Genomic DNA, 20,014 nt, shown 5'->3' on the forward strand with positions numbered 1-20,014 from the left:
ACGATCCGGGCGCCGCCCTCAGCTCGTGAACTCGCTCAGCGTGAACTCGGCTCCCCACGGGTCGCGGATCCGCGCCGAGCGCACCCACATGCCGTCGTAGCGGCCCAGCACCTCGTCGCCGAGCCCCTCCGCCGTCTCGGCGGCGGCGTCCCGGTCGTCGACGGAGAAGCTCACGTGCCAGTGCGGGCCCTCGTCCGCCTCGGCCTCGACGGCGCCGGCGACCGCGTCGGCGAAGCCCTCGGGCGCGTCCGCCTGACGCTCCCGGATGCCGGGGTCGACGGTCGCCTCGAGGTGGTCGCCGTAGCCGGGGAGCCGCAGCACGTGGTGCGCATCGGGACCCATGTCCGCGACCTCCCACCCGAACACACAGCCGTAGTAGGCGAGCCCAGCATCGAGATCGGTCGTTTGGAGGTCACTGAAGTTCCACGAGTTCGCCGCGTTGTTGACCTGCGACCCGCGTCGCATGCCGGCCTGCCACAGCCCGAACTCGGCACCCTGGGGATCGCGTACCGATGCCCAGCGTCCGGCGGGCCCGGCATCCTGGGGCGGGTGGAGAACCGTGCCGCCCGCGTCCGACGCCGCGCCCGCCACGACGTCCGCGTCGTCGACCGCGATGTAGGTGAGCCAGCGCGGCGCGCCGTCGGCCGTCGCGATCGAGCCGGTGTCCTTGCCGCCGAGGGAGGCGAGCAGGAAGCGTGCGGGAGCGCCCGGGGGCAGCCGGTCCTCGAACGCCCAGCCGAGCAGACCGCCGTAGAAGCGGACGGCCGCATCGACGTCGGTCGCCTGGTATTCGATCCAGCTCGGGACGCCCTGCGGGTAGGTGTGCGGGTTGTCGGGGTTCCCTCGGCCATGTGTCGACGCTAGGCCGGACCCCCGACGCGAGTGGGAACGATCGGCGCGGATCAGGCGCGCAGCGCGGCGAGCAGAGCGCCCGCGACCTCCGGGCGGATCGGGTAGCCGGCGCTGAACGAGAGCCGGGTCGCGACGCCGCCGAAGCGCTCACGCAGGGTGCTCGCGACCTCCGCCGGCGAGCCGACCGCGGCGAACGCGGCGAGCATGTCGTCGTCGACCGCGCCGGCCATCTCCGCCCACTCCCCGCGCCGCGACGCCGCGTGCAGGCGCTCGTGCACGGCCTCCCAGCCGTGCAGGCGCATGACCGCGAGGTACTCCGGGGTCGAGCCGTAGAACGCGATCTGGCGGCGCGTCGCCTCGATCGCGGCGTCGAGCTCGGCGGTCGTCTCGCCGACGGCGATGAAGGCCGGGATGCTGAGGCCGAATCCCGCCGGCAACGCCCCGTCGAGCGCCCGGCCCGCCGACGTCGCCCCCGCCGCGAGCGCGGGCAGCGTCACCTCGCGCAGGTAGCGCTCGGTCGTGAAGGTGTGGGCGAGCAGCCCGTCGGCGATCGCGCCCGCCGTCTCGGTCATCCCGGCACCGACCGCGGCGACCCACACCGGGGGCGGCCCGAACGGGTTGGGTCCGGGCGAGAAGAACGGGGTCATGAGAGTGTGGCGGTAGTGCTCGCCCTCGAAGCGCAGGCGCTCACCCGTCGCCCAGGCACCCCAGATCGCCCGCAGCGCCGCGACGTACTCGCGCATCCGGGCCGCGGGGGCCGACCACGGCATCGAGAAGCGGCGCTCGATGTGCGTCTTGATCTGCGATCCGAGGCCGAGCACGAACCGGCCCTGCGACACGAGCTGCAGGTCGTTCGCGGTCTCGGCCACGACCATCGGGCTGCGGGCGAACGCGACCGCGATGCCCGTCATGAGCGTGACCCGCTCGGTGCGCATCGCGGCGGCCGTGAGCGAGACGAACGGATCGTGCCGGGTCTCGGCGGCGAAGATGCCGTCATAGCCGACCGCCTCGAGGTCGGCGGCGCCCGCAGCGAAGGTGCGGGGATCGGTTCCGGGATCTCCCCGGCGTCGAGCAGGAACGGGGCCGTCACCTGCGCGAGCCTAACCGAGCCGGTAGATCGCTCCTCGACCTCCGCGCCGACGCCGGGGCGAGCGACGGCGACGGGCAGCAACGAGACCACGGATGCCGCCGGCGAAGAGAGGCCGCGACGCTCGCGCTCCTCAGCAGGGGGCCATTGCGACGACGCCCGCGGTCAACGTCGATGTGCCTCCGAGCAGATGCACTGCGGACACACCGAGCTGGGCGATCGCCTGAGAGGTTCCAGCGGGTATGCAATCGTGGTGAACCGTATACATCGGCTCATCCACCGAACCCGCCCACGCTCCACCGGCGAGCGCATCGGGAAAGTTCTCTCCGGTCGCGATGAACGCGGCACTTGCCGACGTGAAATAGGCGGCGTTGATATTCACCGAGGCCGCGTACCGATCCGCGCCTCCCAGTCGGACGACGTTGCTTGCACCGAGAATCCGGACGAGTTGAGCCTCGATGCCGGTCGACACGCTCGCAGGGCCTCCTGTGATCACGACCTTCGTGGTTCCGAGGTTCTGGAACATCTGCAACGTCTCCTCCGGGAGGGCGGAGGAGGGCCCGTCGACGAGGAGGAGCGGCGCGTCGACCGTGTGCGCCGCCGGACCAGCACTCAGCGCATCCGGGAAGTTCAGGCCGTTCGTGATGAAGACGGTCGGCGCCCCGGAGGGCCAGGACGACGTCACGACGGACCGAGACGCAGCAAACCGATCGACGCCGTCCCGGCGAACGATCTGTGCCGACGGCAGCAGGGACGCCACCCGGCTGAGGACCGCCGGCGAGACGGAGTTGACGCCGCCGAGCACGACGACCTTCGTCGGATCCAGGCTCACCAGGGTCTGTGCAACGTCGGAAGGCAGCGAGGTGGGCGTCGTCAGGAGAATCGGAGCGTTGTCGCGCATCGCTGATGGCCCGGCTCCGAGGGCATCCGGGTAGTTGAGGCCATTGGTGAGGTAGACGGTCGACGCACCGGTCGGGTAGGCCGATTTGGCGATGAGGTCCGCATTCACGAAACGGTCCGCTCCGCTCACTCGGGTCTCGGTGACGTTCCTGAAGGACCCGGTCACGGTCGCCGACGTCGACCAGGTTCCCCATCGGGTCGTTATCGAGTAGGTGTGCGTCCCCGCGGTCAACCCGGACAGCGGGAACTGGAAACCGTTGTGCGGTGCCGTCACCATCGTCGGAGCGCCCCCATCGAACGAGACCGATGCCGCCAGCGGGGTCGTCGCGTGCCCATCGTTCGATTCGGTCATCAGTACGGTGGCGATCCCGTTCGGCGCCGGGGTGGTGACGGTCGGCGTCGGCACCGTGACCGCGGGCTCCCAATCCGGGAACCGTTGGGCGACCGATTCGTAACCCCCAGGACTTCGCAGCTCGAACGCCGCGGAAGCGTAGCCCGACGCGCTGCAATCCTCGCCGATCGAACCCGACATGATCGCGATGGCGCTGAACCCTTCGAGCACCGCGCCGCCGCTGTCGCCCTCCTTGCTGCAGAGGTCGTTCGAGATCATCTCGCTGACGAGGTTGCCCGAGACGTTGACGTACTCGTCAACCGCGGCGATGTGCCCGCACGTCCAGCCCGTGCGGATTCCGGACTTGCATACGACCGCTCCAACGATGGGAGTCGCTTCGTCGAAGACGGGGATCGGCGTCGACGCGAGCGGTGCCCCGCTCCCGTTTCCCCACGTGAGCGCCGCCGGCTTCTGCGTGATGCCGGGATCCGTGCTGAGAAGCCCGGCGTCGAAGCCGCCGCCGAACTGGTTTCCGTTGGCGACCGGGGTCCCGACCGCCGCGCCGAGTCGGCTGTCGGCGAAGTCACCCGCCCGGGGCATGCTCAGCGTGGAGATGGGACCGGTGGCGCCCGAGATGTCGGCAAAACAGTGGCCTGCGGACAGGATCTGGCGTCCCCCGGTCGAGACCTGATATCCCACGAAGCCGACAGAGCACAGGTTGTAAAGGCTGCCGTCCTGCGTCCACGCCCAGCCCGACCCGTCGTTCACGTCCGCCGTGGTGCGGAACAGGCGGGTATCGGCGTGCCGGTCGGGCGCAGGCCCGTCATCAACCACGGCCCCGGTCGCACGGACCGTCGCGACGTCGGCCCCTGATCCGAGGCTGACCACGAGAGAGGTGCCGACCATTCGGGCATTGCGGACATCGACGCCGGACGCCTTCAACTCGGAAACGATCTTCGCCGCATCAGCGCCGGCCGCCGCTGCTGCGAGATACGCAGCAGGACTCATGGACAGGTCGTGACGTACCGCGGTCACGACTCCTCCGGGAGGAGTGCAGCCTGCGCGACGAAATCGGAAGCACGATAGCTGCCCAGATGGTCGATCTTCGGAGCGTCATGAGCCGGCGCGGCTGCTGCCGTCCATGGCGCCACGATGGTGATGCCGGCGGCAGCGAGGGCGGAGGCGAAAATAGCAATGCAACGCTTCATGGGATTCCCTCGCTGTACGGCCGCCGGACTCAGTTCATCCGCATACTACGCGCCGGCGAGGATCTCTCGGAGACGTCGGGGCGTCCCGCTGGGCGGCGCGGGACGGAGCAACGGCGTGCGGGCGGCGGCTCGCCGTCCGCTTCATCCCACTCCGGCAGCGTCGGCATCACCCCACCAGCTGCTGCGCGAAGGCCGACGGGCTGAAGCCGGTGAGGTCGCCGATGCCCTCGCCCTGGCCGATGAGCTTGATCGGGATGCCCGTCTTCTCCTGCACGGCGAGCACGAACCCGCCCTTCGCCGACCCGTCGAGCTTGGTCAGTACGAGGCCCGTCACGCCGGCGTGCTGCACGAACGCCTCGGCCTGGTTCAGGCCGTTCTGACCGGTCGTCGCGTCGAGCACGAGCAGCACCTCGGCGACCGGCTCGAGCTTCTCGACGACCCGGCGCACCTTGCCGAGCTCGTCCATGAGCCCGCTCTTGGTCTGCAACCGGCCCGCGGTGTCGATGAGCACGATCTCGATGCCGTCGCGCTGCGCCTTCTCGACCGTCTGGAACGCGACGGATGCCGGATCCTGCCCCGCCTGCTGCGGTCGCACCACTTGCGCCCCGGCCCGCTCTGCCCACGTCGCGAGCTGCTCGACCGCCGCCGCCCGGAACGTGTCGGCGGCGCCGACGACGACGGTGCGGCCGTAGTTGGTGAGGAACTTCGCGAATTTGCCGATCGTCGTCGTCTTGCCCACGCCGTTGACCCCGACGACCAGCACGACCGCGGGGCGGGCACTCAGCGTGAGGGTCGGGTCGAGGCGGGCCAGACGCTCCTCGATCGTCTCGCGCAGCATCCGCTGCAGATCCTTCGGGTCGGTCGTGCGGAACCGGGCGACCTTGCCGCGCAGCTCCTCGACGATCTGGTCGGTGACGTCGGGGCCGAAGTCGGCGCCGATGAGCGCGTCCTCGAGGTCGGTCCACGTCTCGTCGTCGATCGTGCGCCGCGCGAACATCCCGCGCAGGGCGCCGCCGAGCGAGAACGAAGCCATGGATTCAGCCTAGAGTGCGGCTCCGGGCGATCCGGCGCTCGGCAGGATGGGGCGATGCGGATCACCGACACGAGCGACCTGTGGTGGAAGAGCGCCGTGATCTACTGCCTCGACGTCGAGAAGTTCATGGACTGGGACGGCGACGGCGTCGGCGACTTCGCCGGCCTCGCGCATCGCATGGACTACCTGCACGAGCTCGGGGTGACCTGCCTGTGGCTCATGCCTTTCTACCCGACCCCGAACCGCGACGACGGGTACGACATCTCCGACTTCTTCGGCGTCGACCCGCGCCTGGGCGACCTCGGCGACCTGGTCGAGGTGATGCGCCTCGCCAAGGATCGCGGCATCCGGGTCATCGTCGACCTCGTCGTGAACCACACCTCCGACGAGCACCCGTGGTTCCGGTCGGCGCGGGCCGACCGCACCTCTCCGCACCGCGACTATTACGTGTGGCGGGACCGCCCGCCGCGGAACTCCCCGGAGCCCGTCTTCCCGGACGTGGAGACGAGCGTGTGGCAGCTCGACGAGCAGACGGGCCAGTACTACCTGCACAACTTCTACCGGTTCCAGCCCGACTTGAACGTCACGAACCCGGCGGTGCGCGACGAGGTGGTCAAGATCATGGGGTTCTGGCTGCAGCTCGGGGTCTCGGGGTTCCGGGTCGACGCGGTGCCGTTCCTGGTCGAGATGGATCGCGGCGACGGCGACCCGCGCGAGCTCGAGACGCCGATGGACTTCCTCAAGTCGCTGCGCGCGTTCCTGGAGCGCCGCGAGGGCGAGGCGGTCATGCTCGGCGAGGCCAATCTGCCGCGCCCGGCGCAGAAGCAGTACTTCGGCGGTCCGGACGGGGACGGGCTGACGATGCAGTTCGACTTCATCTCGATGCAGAGCATGTACCTCTCGCTCGCCCGCAAGGATCCGCGCCCGCTGCAGAAGGCCCTGACCTCCCGGCCGGCGACCGCGACGCAGTCGCAGTGGGCGAACTTCGTGCGCAACCACGACGAGCTCACCCTCGACAAGCTGAGCGACGAGGAGCGCGAGGAGGTCTTCGACGCGTTCGCGCCCGAGGAGCGCATGCGGGTCTACGGCCGCGGCATCATCCGCCGGCTGCCGTCGATGCTGCTGGGCGATCCGCGTCGCATCCGGATGGTGTACAGCCTGCTGTTCTCGCTGCCCGGCACCCCGGTGCTGTTCTACGGCGAGGAGATCGGGATGGGCGAGGACCTGGCCGCCGGCGGGCGGGCCGCGGTGCGCACGCCGATGCAGTGGACCGAGGGGAGAACGGCGGGTTCTCGTCCGCCCCCGCCGGCGACCTCGTCGCCCGCGTCGTGCGCGGGGGCTTCGCGCCGGAGCACGTCAACGCCTCCGCGCAACGGCACGACCCCGAGTCGCTACTGCAGTTCGTGCGGCTGCTCATCGCGCGTTACCGCTCCTCGCCCGAGATGGGCTGGGGCCGGTTCGAGCTGATTCGGCATCGGACCCGCAGCGTCATGGTGCACTCGCTGCGCGACGAGGAGGGACGGATGATCGCCATCCACAACTTCAGCGACGAGCCCGCGACCGTGCGCTTCACGATCGACGACATCGGCGACGGATGCCGGCTCGTCGACCTGCTCGTCGACGGCCGGGTCATCGATGCCGGCGCCGACGGCGGGGTCGAGATCGCCCTCGACGGGTACGGCCACCGCTGGCTGCGCGTGCTGGAGCCCGGGTCGCTGCGGCTCGGCTGACGCGGGAGCTCCCGCGGGCGCGTTCCGTCAGACGCGCTCCGGCAGACTGAGGGGTGACCTATGCGTTCATCCGCCACGGCCAGACCGACTGGAATCGCGACGACAAGCTGCAGGGCTCGAGCGACATCCCCTTGAACGAGGCCGGGCGCGGCCAGGCGCACGAGGCGGCACGCGTGCTCGCGGAATCGAGTGCGTCGGGGTCGGGACCGTGGACGGCGGTCGTCAGCTCACCCCTGTCGCGGGCGCGCGAGACCGCCCGGATCATCGCCGCGGATCTCGGGGTGGAGCTGGGCCCGAGCTATCCGGATCTCATCGAGCGCGATTACGGCGCCCTCGAGGGCACGTCCTCGAGCGCCGCGGTCGCGCAGCATCCGCACCGCGACTACCCCGGCGCCGAGACGCTCGACGATGTCGCCCGGCGCGGGCGGCGCGCGGTCGACGCGATCGACGCCGACTACGGGGATGCCGAGGTCGTCATCGTGGCGCACGGCACGCTGATCCGGTACACGCTCGCGTCGCTCGCGGGGCATCCGATCGAGGGGATCCGCAACGGCACCATCTCGACCATCGAGCGCGACGACCACGGCGGCTGGGTGGTGCTGACCGTCAACGGCAACCCGTGCGAGGCGGCCGACGACGAGGGCCGGCACTGGCCCGGGATGGCGGGCTGAGTCAGGCGCTCGCGGGCTCGGCGTCGCGGCTCGCGACCCGCTGCCCGACGACGGCGCTCACGCCGTCCTGACGCATCGAGACGCCGTAGAGCGCGTCGGCGATCTCCATCGTGCGTTTCTGGTGCGTGATGACAATGAGCTGCGAGCTCTCGCGGAGCTCCTCCATGACGGTCAGGAGCCGGCCGAGGTTGGCGTCGTCGAGCGCCGCCTCGACCTCGTCCATGATATAGAACGGGCTCGGCCGCGCCTCGAAGATCGCGATGAGCAGCGCCACCGCCGCGAGCGAGCGCTCGCCGCCGGACAGCAGCGACAGCCGTTCGATCTTCTTGCCGGCGGGCTTGACGCTCACCTCGATGCCCGTCGCAAGCAGATTCTCGGAGTCGGTCAGCGTGAGCGAGCCCGAGCCGCCGGGGAACAGGATCGGGAACACCCGGTCGAACGCGTCGCGCGTGTCGGCGAAGGCGCTCGCGAAGATGTCCTGCATCTTGCCGTCGATCTCCTCGATGATCGTCAGCAGGTCGGCGCGGGTCTTCGAGAGGTCCTCCAGCTGCTCCGTGAGGAACTTGTGGCGCTGCTCGAGCGCCGCGAACTCCTCCAGAGCGAGCGGGTTGACCCGGCCGAGCTGCGCGTACGTGCGCTCGGCCCGCGCGAGCCGCGCCTGCTGCCGCGCCCGGTCGAACGGCTCCGTGCGCACGTCGGCCGCGTCGGGCTCGACCTCCCCGCGGACGAAACTTCAGGAGACGCGCCGGCATCCGGGCCATCTGCGACGGAATCGCCGACGGTCTCCTCGACTTTTGACGGAAAAGCGTCGGCGGCGGCGTCGGCGGCGGCGGCGTTGGCGCCAGCGTCGGCGGCGGACGCGGCGGCGGCACTAGGCGCGAGGGCGGAGGGCGCGGGGGCACGGGGGGCGTCGACGGGGACCGGGACCTCGGGGCCGTACTCGGCGACGAGGACGTCCTCGACGAGGCCGAGCTCCTCGGCGGCGCGCTCCAGCAGGGTCGAGAGGTGCAGCTTCTTCTCGTAGGCCTGCATCTCGAGCCCGTGCACGTTGTCGTTGAGCGCGGCGAGCCGGTCGCGCAACCCGGCCTCGGTACGGCGCAGCTCCACGAGCTCCTCGTTCTGCTTCGCGCGATCGGCCTCGGCGACGGCGAGCTCGACCCGCGCCTGGGCGAGCGAGCGATCGGCGACGTCGAGCACGGCCGGCAGCGCGGCGACGACCTCCTCGGCGGCCGCCACCTGGTGCTGGCGCAGCACGGCGAGCCGGGCCGCCTCCTCGGCGGCGGCGCGCTCCGCCTCCAGCTGGCGACGCAGCGCCTCGACCTGCGCCAGCTGTGCCCGCACGCGCTCGCGCGCGGTCTCGAGCTGGACCCGAGCCTGTACCTCGGACGACCGGGCGGCCTCGAGCTCGGCGAGCATGCCGTCGCGGGCGCTCACGTCGAGCATCGGGCGGGGCGTCGCGGCGTGCCCGTCGCGCTCCGACACGGCGTGCGCGACGCCCTGATCGGCCTCGGCGACCGCCTCCTCCAGCACGCGCACGGCCTGCGCCAGACGCTCGCCCTCGGCCGTCGCGGCCTCGAACGCGACGCGCGAACGGCCGAGCGCCTCGCTGCGCTGCGCGAGCCGGACGTCGAACTCCTTGAGCGCGGCCGCCGCCTGCGCCTGATCGATCTGCGCGAGGTCGAGCGCCTCGCGCTTCCCGGTCAGGGCGAATCGCTGCCGCTCGATCGAGGTCGTGACCTCGACGAGGCGGGCCTGGGCGGCATCCCGTTCGGCGACGAGTTCGACCTTGCTGCGCCCGGCGCCCGAGCCGCCGCGCAGCACGTGCTCGGTGAGCACGTCGCCCTCGCGCGTGATGACCGTCGATCCGGATGCCAGGGCCGGCCACGCCGCGCGCGCCGCGTCGAGATCGTCCGCGACGACGATCCCGGCCAGCAGCCCGCGGATCCCGCTCGGCGCCTGCACGAGGTCGGCCGCGGCCTCGACGCCCGCGGGGAGGAGCCGGATGCCGCGGCATCCGGGGCATCCGCGATGACGATCTCGACCCGCCCGGCGTCGCTGGAGCGCGCCTGCCGCAGCGCGGCGACGCCCGCGTCGAGCGAGTCGGCGAGCACGGCGTCGGCGAGCGAGCCGAGCGCCGCAGCGATCGCCGCCTCGTACCCCGGCCGGATCGTGAGGTGCTCCGCCACGAGACCCCGGATGCCGGTGGCGCCCGCGATCGACGCCGACCCGTCCTTCTGGTCGAGGGCGAGCGAGAGCGCGCCGGTGCGGGCGGCGAGCGCGTCCCGCTCGCGCTCGGCGGTGTGCAGCTCGTCGCGCAGCGACTCGACGTCCGCCTGCAGCGCGGTCACCGCGGACTCCGCCGCCGTCACCGCCTCGTTCAGGTCGATGTCGCGGTCGACCGCGCTGCCGTCGTCCTCGACCTCCATGAGCTCGATCCGCGCCTGCTCGCGTCGCGCCTCCGACGCCTCGAGCGCCGCGCGCTGGCGGTCGAGCTCGCCGCGGGTGGCGGCGGCGCGCGACTCCGCCGCGTCGACCGCGCCCTTCAGGCGCCCCTGCTCGAGGTCGTGCTGCGAGACGAGCGCGCTCTGCGCGCTGATCTCCTCGTCGAGGGCGTCGAGCGCGGCCCGCACGGTCGCGGTCGCGGCGCTCGCGGTGCCGAGCGCGGTCTCCGACTCGGCGACCCCGGCCTGCAGGCGCGCGGCCTCCTCCCGGGCGTCCTCGATCATCCGGGGCGAGACGGTCGCCGACATGCCGGGCAGCTCCGCCTGCTGCGCGAGCAGCGAGAGTCGCTGCTGGGCGAGCGTGTAGAGCGATCGGAGGTGATCCTGCACCTGCTCGAGCCCGAACGCGACGCGCCGGGCGCCGTCGACGGCATCGCCCGTCATGGAGGCCTCGAGGCGCTCCTGCCGCAGCCGCGACTGGTCGAGCTGCTCCTGCAGCACGAGCCGCTCGGTCTTGCGCTCCGACTCGCTGCGGCTCACATCGGTGATCGCGGCCCGCAGCTCGACGACCTCATCGGCCAGCAGACGCGCGCGGGCGTCGCGCACGATCGCCGCGATGGTCTGCGCCTCGCGGGCGATCTCCGCCTGGTGCCCGAGCGGCTTCAGCTGGCGCCGGATCTCCCCGCGAGATCGCTGAGCCGCGTGAGGTTGGCCTGCATCGCCTCGAGCTTGCGCAGGGTGCGCTCCTTGCGGCGGCGGTGCTTCAGGATGCCGGCGGCCTCCTCGATGAACCCCCGGCGCTCCTCGGGGGTCGCGTGCAGCACCTGATCGAGCTGGCCCTGGCCGACGATCACGTGCATCTCGCGCCCGAGGCCGGAGTCGGAGAGGAGCTCCTGCACGTCGAGCAGGCGCACCTGCTCGCCGTTGATGGCGTATTCGCTGCCTCCGTTGCGGAACAGCGTGCGCGAGATCGTGACCTCGCTGTACTCGATCGGCAGCGCCCCGTCGGCGTTGTCGATCGTGAGGATCACCTCGGCACGGCCGAGCGGACCGCGCGTCGCGGTGCCGGCGAAGATGACGTCCTCCATCTTGCCGCCGCGCAGGGTCTTGGCCCCCTGCTCGCCCATGACCCAGGCGAGGGCGTCGACGACGTTCGACTTGCCGGAGCCGTTCGGCCCGACGACGCAGGTCACGCCCGGCTCGAACGCGAACGTGGTGGGCTGCGCGAAGGACTTGAACCCCTTCAGGGTCAGGCTCTTCAGGTACACGCGGCTCCCGTCGTCGGTGACTCAGGGTACCCGCGCGCACGGGTCGAGCAGGCGCGCCCCGCGGCTCCGGACCCGCTCTAGGAGCCCTTCGGAGTGCAGGACTGCCAGCGCGGAGAGGACTGCACGTGCTTCGCGAGGCTCTGGATCGCGTCGCCGTAGTCGCCGGCGAGCGCCTTCGACGCGATCTCACCCGCCTCCTGCACCTTCTGGGCGCGGGTCGATTCGCCCCGGAGCGTCGTCAGATCGGCCTTCAGGGCATCCGGGAGCGGGCGCAGGCCCCGCAGGTGCTCGGCGCGGGACTCGACGGCCTTGCCGTAGTCGCCGGCGAGCGCGCGGCTGCGGATGGCCTTCAGGTCCTTGAGCCTCTCGGCCTTCGAATCGGCCGCCTTGGCCGCCTTCAGGTCGGTGCGCAGCGCCTTCGGCAGCGTCAACCAGTCGTGCACGAGGTGCTGAGCGAACGAGCACGACCCGGACGAGGTCGGCGTCGGCGCGGGCGGGGGCGTCGCGGCGTTCGCAGCGGCGGCTCCGCCGAGCACGAGCGCGGCGGCCGTGGAGATCGAGGCGGCGGCGAGGACGAGTGCTTTTCTCATGCCGCCATGCTGCGCGACCGGCGTATCGACCGCGTCGGGCCCGTGTTCGGGCCGCGTAAACCGCCCGGCATCGCGAATCGCGGGCGGTGGAGGCGAGCCGGATACGGTGGATGCCATGGAGGGGTGGGGAGAGTTCGCCGTCGCCGCGGCCGGCGCGACCGGTGCGCTCGCGGGGCTCGTGATCGTCGCGATCTCGGTCAACGTGACGCGGATCGCGGCCTCCAAGCCGCTCGTCGCCGGCGCCGCGGGCACGATCGCCTCGCTCGTGCAGGGTGTCGTCGCGTCGCTGCTCGTGCTGATCCCGGAGCAGAGCCGTGCCGCGCTCGCGACCGAGCTGCTCGTCTCGACGCTGATCGCCGCCGCGTTCTACGTGCGCGCCATCGCCATCGACGTGGGCGCCTACCGCCGTCGCGACGGCATGACGGGCCCGATCCTCGCGATGGTCATCGCGCTCAGCGTCGTGCAGTACGCGCCGTTCCTCATCGCCTGCGGGATGCTGTTCGCCGACCTCCCGACCGGGCTGTTCGCGGTCGCCGGGGGCGTCATCCTGCTGGTCGCCGTGTCGATGCTCAACGCCTGGCTGCTGCTCATCGAGGTGGTGCGCGGGAACGAGTGACGCCGTGACATTCGTCATGCCCGGATCGTGACGGCGGCCCTACCGGCCGGAGGCCCGCGACGGGGATCGTTGAGGTCATGAACGACTCCCCCGCCATCGCGCTGCACGGGTTGCGCAAGCGCTTCGGCCAGCTCACCGCCGTCGACGGCGTGACGCTCGAGATCGGCCGCGGCGAGGTCGTGGCGCTTCTCGGGCCGAACGGCGCCGGCAAGTCCACCACGATCGACCTCGCCCTCGGCCTGTCGAACCCCGACGAGGGCGACGCCCGGCTCTTCGGCGGCACCCCGCGGCAGGCGATCGTCGCCGGCCGCGTGGGCGCCATGCTGCAGGGCGGGGCGCTGCTGCCGACCCTCACCGTGCGGCAGAGCATCGAGCTCGTCGCCGCCGCGCACCGGCACCCGCTGCCGGTCGACGAGGCGATGGAGCGGGCGAAGGTCACCGACATCGCCCGGCAGCGGGTCGCCAAGCTCTCGGGTGGGCAGATGCAGCGGGCGCGGTTCGCGGTCGCCGTCGTGTCGAACCCCGACCTGCTGATCCTCGACGAGCCGACCGCCGCGATGGACGTCGAGGCCCGGCACGTGTTCTGGGAGTCGATGCGCGCGTTCACCGAGGAGGGTCGCACGGTCGTGTTCGCGACCCATTACCTCGACGAGGCGGACTCCTTCGCCGACCGCATCGTCATCCTGAACCGCGGTCGCCTGGTCGCCGACGGCACCCCCGCCGAAGTCAAGGCGGTCGTGAGCGGCCGCGTCGTCAGCTTCGCGCTGGATGCCGCCCCCGCCGGCCTGCACGATCGGCTCGCGACGCTCCCCGGCGTGCGCGACGTCGAGCGCCGCGGCGAACGGATCAGCATCCAGACCGCCGACTCCGACGCGACGCTGCGCGCCGTGCTCGCCGACTATCCCGCCGCCCACGACGTCGAGGTCATCTCGCGCACGATGGACGACGCGTTCCTCGCCCTGACCCACGATGCCGCCGAGCCGGCGCTGCAGGAGGCCCTCCGATGAGAATCCGCTACCTGGCGCTCGAGGTGCTGCGCCAGCTCAAGAACACCCGCAACCTCGTCTTCACGTTCGCCCTGCCCGTCGTGATGCTGCTGATCTTCGGCAGCGTGTACGGCTCGGGCGGTCAGGTCGACGACAGCACGCACCTGCCGTGGCTCGCCGTCACGACGATCCAGATGGGCGGCTACGGCGCCATGATGTCGGCGCTCGCGCAGGCGTTCACCATCGTGAACGAGCGCTCGCTCGGCTGGAACCGTCAGCTGCGCATCACGCCGCTGAGCGGCGCCGGCTACCTCACCACCAAGGTCGCCGCCTCGCTCGCGGTCGCCGCGATGTCGATCGTGCTGACCTTCGGCGTCTCGCTCATCGTGTTCCACACGCCGCTGGGGGTGGGCGGCTGGCTGATGGCGGGCCTCGGCCTCTGGCTGGGCGTGGTGCCGTTCGCGCTCATCGCGATCCTGATCGGGCAGTTCGCCAAGCCGGAGTTCGCGCAGCCGCTGTTCATGGTCACGTTCTTCGGGCTCGCGATCTTCGGCGGCCTGTGGGTGCCGCTGTCGATCATGCCGGACTGGGTGTCGAACGTCGCCCAGATCGTGCCCTCCTACTGGCTCAACCGCCTGGGCCAGATGGGCGCCCTCGGCTCCGGCGACGCCCTCGCCCCGGCCGTCGTGCTGATGGTCTGGACGATCGCGCTCGGCGCCCTCATCGTGTGGCGCTACCGCCGCGACGCCGCCCGCGCGTAGGAGCGCTCTACCCTTGGGCACCATGACGACCACCCCCGCCGCGCCCGCCGCGCGGCCAGGGGCGGTCGCGCGTCTGCGGGCCCCTGGCGCCCGGCGCTGGTACTTCGGGGCGAGCTTCGGCCTGCTCTACCAGGCCATCGAGGTCACGACCGTGTGGACCGCGGGGTCCGGCTCCGTCGGCATGCGCGCGCTCGCCACCGTCCTGCTCTTCGTGGTCTACGCGCTCTATCTCGTGCTGCCGCCGCTGCTCTGGCCGGAGCGGACGAGGGTGCGCATCGCGGCGGTCGTCGGGTACTGGGCGCTCACGTGCGTGCTGTTCCCGGTCATCGGCCCGTACACGATCTGGACCTGGACCCTCATCGTCGTCGTGGTCGGATTCACGTGGATCCCGCGGATCGGCTCACTCCTGATGCTGCTGGCCGTGGTCGGCGCGCAGCTGCTCGTGGGGTGGTCGGTCGACTGGATCAACGGCCTGCTCTACACCCCTACATCACGCTCTCGGTGGGCGTGGTGATGATCTTCTTCGGGCAGCTGATCCAGCGCAACGCCCTCCTGCGCCAGGCGCAGCACGAGGTCGCCCGCCTCGCCGTGAGCGAGGAACGGGCCCGGCTCGCGCGCGATCTGCACGACTCGCTGGGGCATTCGCTGACCGTTGTCGCCGTCAAGTCGGAGCTCGCGCGCAAGCTGGTGAGCCGCGACCCGGTCCGTGCCGAGGCCGAGATCGCCGACATCGAGCGGCTCGCCCGGGAGGGGCTCGCCGATCTGCGCGCCGCGGTCGCCGGCTACCGCGACGTCGACCTCGAGGCCGAGCTGGCCTCGGCACGCACGGCGCTGGCCGCCGCGGGGATCACGGCCCACCTCCCCGACGACGCCGCCGTCGTGCGCCCCGAACTGCGCGCGCTCTTCGGGTGGGTCGTGCGCGAGGGGTGACCAACGTCATCCGGCACTCGGCGGCGACGGCGTGCTGGATCGAGCTCGCGGCACGGAGGGTCGTGGTGCGCGACGACGGCGCGGGCGCCCCCGCGACATCGCGGTCCCGCCATCCGGTCCGGGCAACGGCCTGCGCAATCTGCGCGAACGCGCCGAGGCTGCCGGGGCGAGGCTCATGAGCGGGCCGGCGCCCGACGGGGGTTACGCGCTCGAGGTGGCGGCGTGAGCATCCGGGTGCTGGTCGCCGACGACCAGGCGCTGGTGCGCGGGGCCCTCGCCTCGCTGCTCGCACTCGAGGACGACATCGAGGTGGTCGCCGAAGTGGGCCGTGGCGACGAGGTGGTGGATGCCGCGCGGGCCCATCGCGCCGAGGTCGCCCTCCTCGACGTGGAGATGCCCGGCCTCGACGGCATCGCCGCCGCGCGCGCTCTCGTCGCGGCCTATCCGGCGTGCCGCGCGCTCATCGTGACGACCTTCGGCCGGCCCGGGTACCTGCGGCTCGCGCTCGAGGCGGGGGCGTACGGATTCGTCGTGAAGGACACCCCGTCCGACGCACTCGCCGCCGCGGTGCGCCGGGTCGCGGCCGGGTTCCGCGTGGTCGACCCGGCGCTCGCCGCCGAGTCGCTGGCCTCCGGGCCGTCGCCGCTCAGCCGCCGCGAGACCGACGTGCTGCTGGCGCTGCGCGACGACGGCACCGCGGGAGCGGTGGCCCGGCGCCTGCACCTGTCGGAGGGGACCGTGCGCAACCACCTCTCATCGGCGATCGGCAAGACCGGTGCGCGCAACGCGGGGAAGCCGTGCGGATCGCGGCCGAGAACGGCTGGCTGCTGGGCTGACGCCTGTGTAGTCTGGCGGGCTGCCCGCCGGGCGGCGTGAGGATGCGCGCCATGGTCGAACTGGTCGACGTGCCGGTGCCCGAGGGCCCCGGCGCCCCGGGATGGGACGAGTTCGTCGCGTTCACCGAGATCGAGAACGCGACCCAGGTCGCGGTCTACGGCACGGCCGACGTCGCGATCACGGCCGAACGCTGGCTGCCGCAGTTCCGCGACCCGGAGCAGGAGGTGCTGTTCATCGCGGCACGGGACGGCGACGAGGTCGTCGGCCGGATCGCCGTGACCCGCACCCACGAGGCGCCCGAGGCCGGCTTCGTGGAGCTCCAGGTGCGTCCCGGGAAACAGCACCGGGGCGTCGGCACCGCCCTCGCGGACCGGCTCGACGGGCTCGCCGCCGAGCTCGGGCTCGCCAAGCTCATCACGTATGTCCCGAGCGCCCCGGGCCCGGACGCCGGGCGACTCGTCGCGCCCACGGGCGCGGGTTCGGTGTCGCGGCAGGACCGCGGCACGCGCTTCCTGCTCGCGCGGGGCTGGCGGCTCGAGCAGGTCGAGCGCGGCAGCCGGCTCCCGCTGCCCGCGGACGGTGATCGCCTGAGCGCGCTGCGTGCGGACGCCGAGCGGCACGCCGTCGGCTACCGCGTGCTGACCTGGGTGGGCGTCACCCCCGCGGCGCTTCGCGCGGCGATGGCCGAGCTCAACGAGCGGATGTCGACCGACATCCCGACGGCGGGGCTCGAGGAGCCGCCGGAGACCTGGGATGCGGAGCGCGTGCTCGAGTACGAGACGCGGCAGACGGCGGAGCACGCCCTCCTCGTCAGTGCGGCGGAGCACATCGCGACCGGACGGCTGGCGGGCGTGACCCGGATCTGGCTGCCGCACGGCGCGGGCGCCGGCCAGCAGGGCACCACCGTCGTCCGCGGAGAGGACCGGGGTCATCGCCTCGGGTTGCTGCTGAAGGTCGCCAACCTGGAGGCGCTCGACGAGCGGTTTCCGGGTCGCCCGTCGGTCGTGACGTGGAACGCGGAGGAGAACCACCACATGCTGCGCGTCAACGAGGCCATCGGCTTCGTGCCGATGGGCTACGACGGCGCCTGGCGGAAGGACCTGCCGTGAGGATCGACGACGGCCGTGACGGCGCCGACTACGTCGAGGTCAACCGCGCCAACTGGGACGACCGCGCCCGCGCGCATGACTGGGCGGGCGGGTACGACCTCCAGCGCTTCGTCGACGACCCGACGCTGCTCTCCGGGGTCGTGGAATTCGACCGGCCCCTCCTCGGCGAGATCGCCGGGATCGAGGCCGTGCACCTGCAGTGCCACATCGGCACCGACACGCTCTCGCTGGCACGGCTCGGCGCCCGGATGACGGGGCTCGACCTCTCTCCGGCCTCTCTCGGGATCGCGCGGCGGCTCGCAGCGGACGCGGGAGCCGACATCCGGTACCTGGAGTCGAACGTGTACGACGCGCTCGACGTGCTCGGCACCGGCTCGTTCGACCTCGTCTACACCGGCATCGGCGCGCTCTGCTGGCTGCCGTCGATCGATCGCTGGGCGGCGACCGTGGCGGGCCTGCTGCGCGCCGGAGGCCGGCTGCTGCTCCGGGACGCGCATCCGGTGCTCCTGTCGATCGGCGAGGAGCACCCCGAGCGCCTCGAGATCGGCCTGCCGTACTTCGAGACCCCCAACCCGACGTGTGGGACGAGCAACTCAGCTACGTTCCGACCGAGCGCCCGCTGGAGGCGACGGTGTCGTACCAGTGGAACCACGGGATCGGCGAGCTGGTCACGGCGCTGCTCCAGCACGGCATGGAGCTCACGGCACTCGTGGAGCACCGCACCGTGCCGTGGCCCGCTCTGTCCGAGCTCATGGAGCCGGACGAGGTGAGCGGCGAGTGGCGGCTGCGCGAGCATCCGGAGCGGTTGCCGCTCACGTTCACGATCGCCGCTCGCAAGCGCTAACGTCCGCGAACGCGCTGGCACCGCGGGCAGAAGTGCGATCCGCGGTTCATGAAGCTCTCCCGCACGATCGGCGTGCCGCAGCGCGGGCACGGCAGCCCCTGCCGTCCGTACGCGTTGAGCGAGTGCGAGAAGTAGCCCGAGGCGCCGTTGACGTTGACGTATTGCGCGTCGAAGCTCGTGCCCCCTCGGCGAGCGCCTTTCCGAGCACGAGACGCACCTCGGCGAGCAGCGTCGTCGCGCGCGGCCGGGAGAGGGTCGCCGTCGGCTGCTCGTAGTGCACACGCGCCGCCCAGAGCGCCTCGTCGGCGTAGATATTGCCGATGCCGCTGATCAGCGTCTGGTCGAGCAGCGCGCGCTTGATCGTCGTCTGCTTGCGCCGGAGCGCCGCGAGGAACGCCCGGTCGTCGAACAGCGGGTCGAGGGGTCGCGCGCGATGTGCCGCACGTGCGACGGCACCAGCTGCTCCGGATGATCGCGGGCCGGCACGAGCTCGTCGAGCGCCATCGACCCGAAGATCCGCTGGTCGACGAAGTCCACGCGGAGCGCTCCGGGATGCCCGGCGCCCTCCCCGAGCGGGGAGTCCAGGTCGAGCACGACGCGGGTGAGACGGTCGCGTTCGTGGTCGGGCGAGCGCAGGAGGACCTGGCCCGACATCCCGAGATGGATGGTCAGAGCCTCCGGGGCGCCCTCCAGCGGGACCCAGAGGAACTTTCCGCGACGCTGCGGCGCCCGCAGTCGCGCGCCCGTCGCGCGTTCGACGAAGTCCTCGACGGGCCCCGGATGCCGGCGCAGCGACCGCTCGTCGAGAACCTCGACACGGCGCACCGTCGCGCCCGTGACCGCCGGCTCGAGGCCCGCGCGCACGACCTCGACCTCGGGGAGCTCCGGCACTCGGCGTCGCCCCTAGGACTGCTCGGGCGCGGGCGCCTGCAGCGACTCGAACGCCGCGAACGCCGCCTGCACCTCGGCGGTCTTCTTGCTCGTCCCCTCGCCGGACGCGATGGCCGGGCCGGTGCCGAGGGCGACCTCGGCGCGGAAGCGCTTGGAGTGGTCCGGGCCGGAGTCGGTCACGGTGTACACGGGGAGTCCGCGGCCGAGCCGGGCGGCGAGTTCCTGCAGGCTCGTCTTGGGGTCCATGGCGGCGCCGAAGCGCTCCGGCTCGTGGAGCAGGGGTTCGACCAGCCGGAGCACGAAGTCGGTCGCAGCGGCGTCCCCGACGGAGAGGTAGGCGGCGCCGATGACGGCTTCGAGCGCGTCGGCGAGGATCGACGCCTTCTGCCGTCCGCCCGTCATCTCCTCGCCGCGGCCGAGGCGGATGTGGGCGCCGAGGCCGATCCGCCGTGCGATGTCGGCGAGCGCGACGCTCGAGACGAGCGAGGCGCGACGCTTGGCGAGGTCGCCCTCGTCGAGCTCCGGATTGTCGAGGTAGAGCTTGACCGTCACCGCCTGGCCGAGGATCGCGTCGCCCAGGAACTCGAGGCGCTCGTTGTGGGCGACCCGCCCGTGCTCGTACGCGAACGAGCGGTGCGTGAGCGCCAGCTCGAGCAGGTCGGGAGAGATCTCGATCTGCAGCTCTCGTCGGAGGTCGTCGATGCTGGCCTCCGGGAACCCCGGCTCAGACGTCGGCGACCTTGCGGCCCTTGTACTCGAGGTACAGCGGGGTGCCTGCCGAGTCCTCCACGACCTTCGCGCGGTGCGGGAGGCTGTAGACGGTCTTGCCGTTCTCGACGGTCTTGACCAGCTTCGGCGCCTCGGCCTTCCACTGCGACCGGCGCGAGCGCGTGTTGGAGCGCGACTGCTTGCGCTTGGGAACGGCCATG

General features: G+C 72.0%; 15 protein-coding genes and 5 pseudogenes. 10 read left to right on the forward strand and 10 right to left on the reverse strand.

Going from position 1 to position 20,014, the window contains the following annotated elements; all coding sequences use genetic code 11:
* Nucleotides 1-18: 18 nt before the first annotated feature.
* The 5 genes and pseudogenes from QQK35_RS03810 to ftsY form a co-directional block, all read right to left on the reverse strand.
* Entirely contained in the window at nt 19-906 is an 888-nt protein-coding gene (locus QQK35_RS03810) for a VOC family protein (RefSeq protein ID WP_348534991.1), read from the reverse strand.
* Nucleotides 903-1,895 (reverse strand): annotated as a pseudogene (locus QQK35_RS03815) (TIGR03617 family F420-dependent LLM class oxidoreductase); the annotation flags it as partial. The gene QQK35_RS03810 and the pseudogene QQK35_RS03815, both read right to left, overlap by 4 nt.
* Nucleotides 1,896-2,072: 177 nt before the next feature.
* Entirely contained in the window at nt 2,073-4,205 is a 2,133-nt protein-coding gene (locus QQK35_RS03820) for a cell wall-binding repeat-containing protein (RefSeq protein ID WP_284253000.1), read from the reverse strand.
* Nucleotides 4,202-4,378, reverse strand: a complete 177-nt coding sequence (locus QQK35_RS03825) for a hypothetical protein (protein ID WP_284253002.1) — start codon at nt 4,376-4,378, stop codon at nt 4,202-4,204. Before QQK35_RS03825 ends, QQK35_RS03820 begins: the two co-directional genes overlap by 4 nt.
* A 166-nt stretch (nt 4,379-4,544) precedes the next feature.
* Nucleotides 4,545-5,411 carry a signal recognition particle-docking protein FtsY gene (gene ftsY / locus QQK35_RS03830; RefSeq protein WP_284253004.1) on the reverse strand — a complete coding sequence of 289 codons (867 nt, stop codon included), beginning with the start codon at nt 5,409-5,411 and terminating at the stop codon, nt 4,545-4,547.
* 54 nt (nt 5,412-5,465) lie between these two features.
* On the opposite strand from ftsY, the pseudogene QQK35_RS03835 reads away from it, so the two are divergent.
* Together QQK35_RS03835 and QQK35_RS03840 are read left to right on the forward strand one after the other, a co-directional pair.
* Nucleotides 5,466-7,141 (forward strand): annotated as a pseudogene (locus QQK35_RS03835) (alpha-amylase family protein).
* Nucleotides 7,142-7,194: 53 nt separating this feature from the next.
* Complete coding sequence (locus tag QQK35_RS03840; RefSeq protein WP_284253005.1) at nt 7,195-7,812, forward strand: histidine phosphatase family protein; 618 nt, start codon at nt 7,195-7,197, stop codon at nt 7,810-7,812.
* A gap of 1 nt (nt 7,813) precedes the next feature.
* Here QQK35_RS03840 and QQK35_RS20225 read toward each other — a convergent pair.
* Together QQK35_RS20225 and QQK35_RS03850 are read right to left on the reverse strand one after the other, a co-directional pair.
* A pseudogene (locus QQK35_RS20225) lies at nt 7,814-11,521 on the reverse strand (chromosome segregation SMC family protein).
* A 77-nt stretch (nt 11,522-11,598) separates the two neighbouring features.
* Nucleotides 11,599-12,111, reverse strand: coding sequence for a hypothetical protein (locus tag QQK35_RS03850; protein WP_284253007.1), 513 nt, complete (start codon nt 12,109-12,111; stop codon nt 11,599-11,601).
* A gap of 115 nt (nt 12,112-12,226) precedes the next feature.
* Here QQK35_RS03850 and QQK35_RS03855 point away from each other — a divergent pair, with 115 nt between their 5' ends.
* The 8 genes and pseudogenes from QQK35_RS03855 (at nt 12,227) to QQK35_RS03890 (ending at nt 18,120) form a co-directional block, all read left to right on the forward strand.
* Nucleotides 12,227-12,727, forward strand: a complete 501-nt coding sequence (locus QQK35_RS03855) for a hypothetical protein (RefSeq protein ID WP_284253009.1) — start codon at nt 12,227-12,229, stop codon at nt 12,725-12,727.
* A 77-nt stretch (nt 12,728-12,804) separates the two neighbouring features.
* Nucleotides 12,805-13,734, forward strand: a complete 930-nt coding sequence (locus QQK35_RS03860) for an ABC transporter ATP-binding protein (RefSeq protein ID WP_284253011.1) — start codon at nt 12,805-12,807, stop codon at nt 13,732-13,734.
* Complete coding sequence (locus tag QQK35_RS03865) at nt 13,731-14,474, forward strand: ABC transporter permease (protein ID WP_284253013.1); 744 nt, start codon at nt 13,731-13,733, stop codon at nt 14,472-14,474. The genes QQK35_RS03860 and QQK35_RS03865 overlap by 4 nt, the downstream gene beginning before the upstream one ends.
* A gap of 22 nt (nt 14,475-14,496) precedes the next feature.
* A complete protein-coding gene (locus tag QQK35_RS03870) occupies nt 14,497-14,988 on the forward strand; it encodes a hypothetical protein (RefSeq protein ID WP_284253015.1) in 492 nt (163 codons plus the stop codon).
* Nucleotides 14,976-15,404 (forward strand): sensor histidine kinase, encoded by a 429-nt coding sequence (locus QQK35_RS03875; RefSeq protein WP_284253017.1) that lies wholly within the window; start codon nt 14,976-14,978, stop codon nt 15,402-15,404. Before QQK35_RS03870 ends, QQK35_RS03875 begins: the two co-directional genes overlap by 13 nt.
* Before the next feature lie 222 nt (nt 15,405-15,626).
* Nucleotides 15,627-16,240: pseudogene (locus QQK35_RS03880) on the forward strand (response regulator).
* 51 nt (nt 16,241-16,291) lie between these two features.
* The gene (locus QQK35_RS03885) at nt 16,292-17,350 is read left to right on the forward strand and encodes a GNAT family N-acetyltransferase (protein ID WP_284253019.1); all 1,059 of its coding nucleotides are present in this window, start codon (nt 16,292-16,294) and stop codon (nt 17,348-17,350) included.
* Nucleotides 17,347-18,120, forward strand: coding sequence for a class I SAM-dependent methyltransferase (locus QQK35_RS03890; RefSeq protein ID WP_284253020.1), 774 nt, complete (start codon nt 17,347-17,349; stop codon nt 18,118-18,120). The genes QQK35_RS03885 and QQK35_RS03890 overlap by 4 nt, the downstream gene beginning before the upstream one ends.
* A gap of 70 nt (nt 18,121-18,190) precedes the next feature.
* On the opposite strand, the pseudogene mutM reads toward QQK35_RS03890, so the two are convergent.
* The 3 genes and pseudogenes from mutM to rpmF form a co-directional block, all read right to left on the reverse strand.
* Nucleotides 18,191-19,085 (reverse strand): annotated as a pseudogene (mutM, locus tag QQK35_RS03895) (bifunctional DNA-formamidopyrimidine glycosylase/DNA-(apurinic or apyrimidinic site) lyase).
* Nucleotides 19,086-19,097: 12 nt separating this feature from the next.
* On the reverse strand, nt 19,098-19,787 hold the full coding sequence (gene rnc, locus QQK35_RS03900; RefSeq protein WP_284255591.1) for a ribonuclease III: 690 nt from the start codon (nt 19,785-19,787) through the stop codon (nt 19,098-19,100).
* A 22-nt stretch (nt 19,788-19,809) separates the two neighbouring features.
* Nucleotides 19,810-20,013 (reverse strand): 50S ribosomal protein L32, encoded by a 204-nt coding sequence (gene rpmF, locus QQK35_RS03905; RefSeq protein WP_284253021.1) that lies wholly within the window; start codon nt 20,011-20,013, stop codon nt 19,810-19,812.
* Nucleotide 20,014: the final 1 nt, after the last annotated feature.

This window comes from Pseudolysinimonas kribbensis, assembly GCF_030161895.1.
GTDB lineage: Bacteria > Actinomycetota > Actinomycetes > Actinomycetales > Microbacteriaceae > Pseudolysinimonas > Pseudolysinimonas kribbensis.

Coding starts and splice junctions, on each gene's coding strand:
- rpmF (WP_284253021.1), bottom strand. CDS start 20,013: ATGGCCGTTCCCAAGCGCAAGCAGTCGCGCTCCAACACGCGCTCGCGC.
- QQK35_RS03825 (WP_284253002.1), bottom strand. CDS start 4,378: ATGAAGCGTTGCATTGCTATTTTCGCCTCCGCCCTCGCTGCCGCCGGC.
- QQK35_RS03850 (WP_284253007.1), bottom strand. CDS start 12,111: ATGAGAAAAGCACTCGTCCTCGCCGCCGCCTCGATCTCCACGGCCGCC.
- ftsY (WP_284253004.1), bottom strand. CDS start 5,411: ATGGCTTCGTTCTCGCTCGGCGGCGCCCTGCGCGGGATGTTCGCGCGG.
- QQK35_RS03860 (WP_284253011.1), top strand. CDS start 12,805: ATGAACGACTCCCCCGCCATCGCGCTGCACGGGTTGCGCAAGCGCTTC.
- QQK35_RS03855 (WP_284253009.1), top strand. CDS start 12,227: ATGGAGGGGTGGGGAGAGTTCGCCGTCGCCGCGGCCGGCGCGACCGGT.
- QQK35_RS03885 (WP_284253019.1), top strand. CDS start 16,292: ATGGTCGAACTGGTCGACGTGCCGGTGCCCGAGGGCCCCGGCGCCCCG.
- QQK35_RS03865 (WP_284253013.1), top strand. CDS start 13,731: ATGAGAATCCGCTACCTGGCGCTCGAGGTGCTGCGCCAGCTCAAGAAC.
- QQK35_RS03870 (WP_284253015.1), top strand. CDS start 14,497: ATGACGACCACCCCCGCCGCGCCCGCCGCGCGGCCAGGGGCGGTCGCG.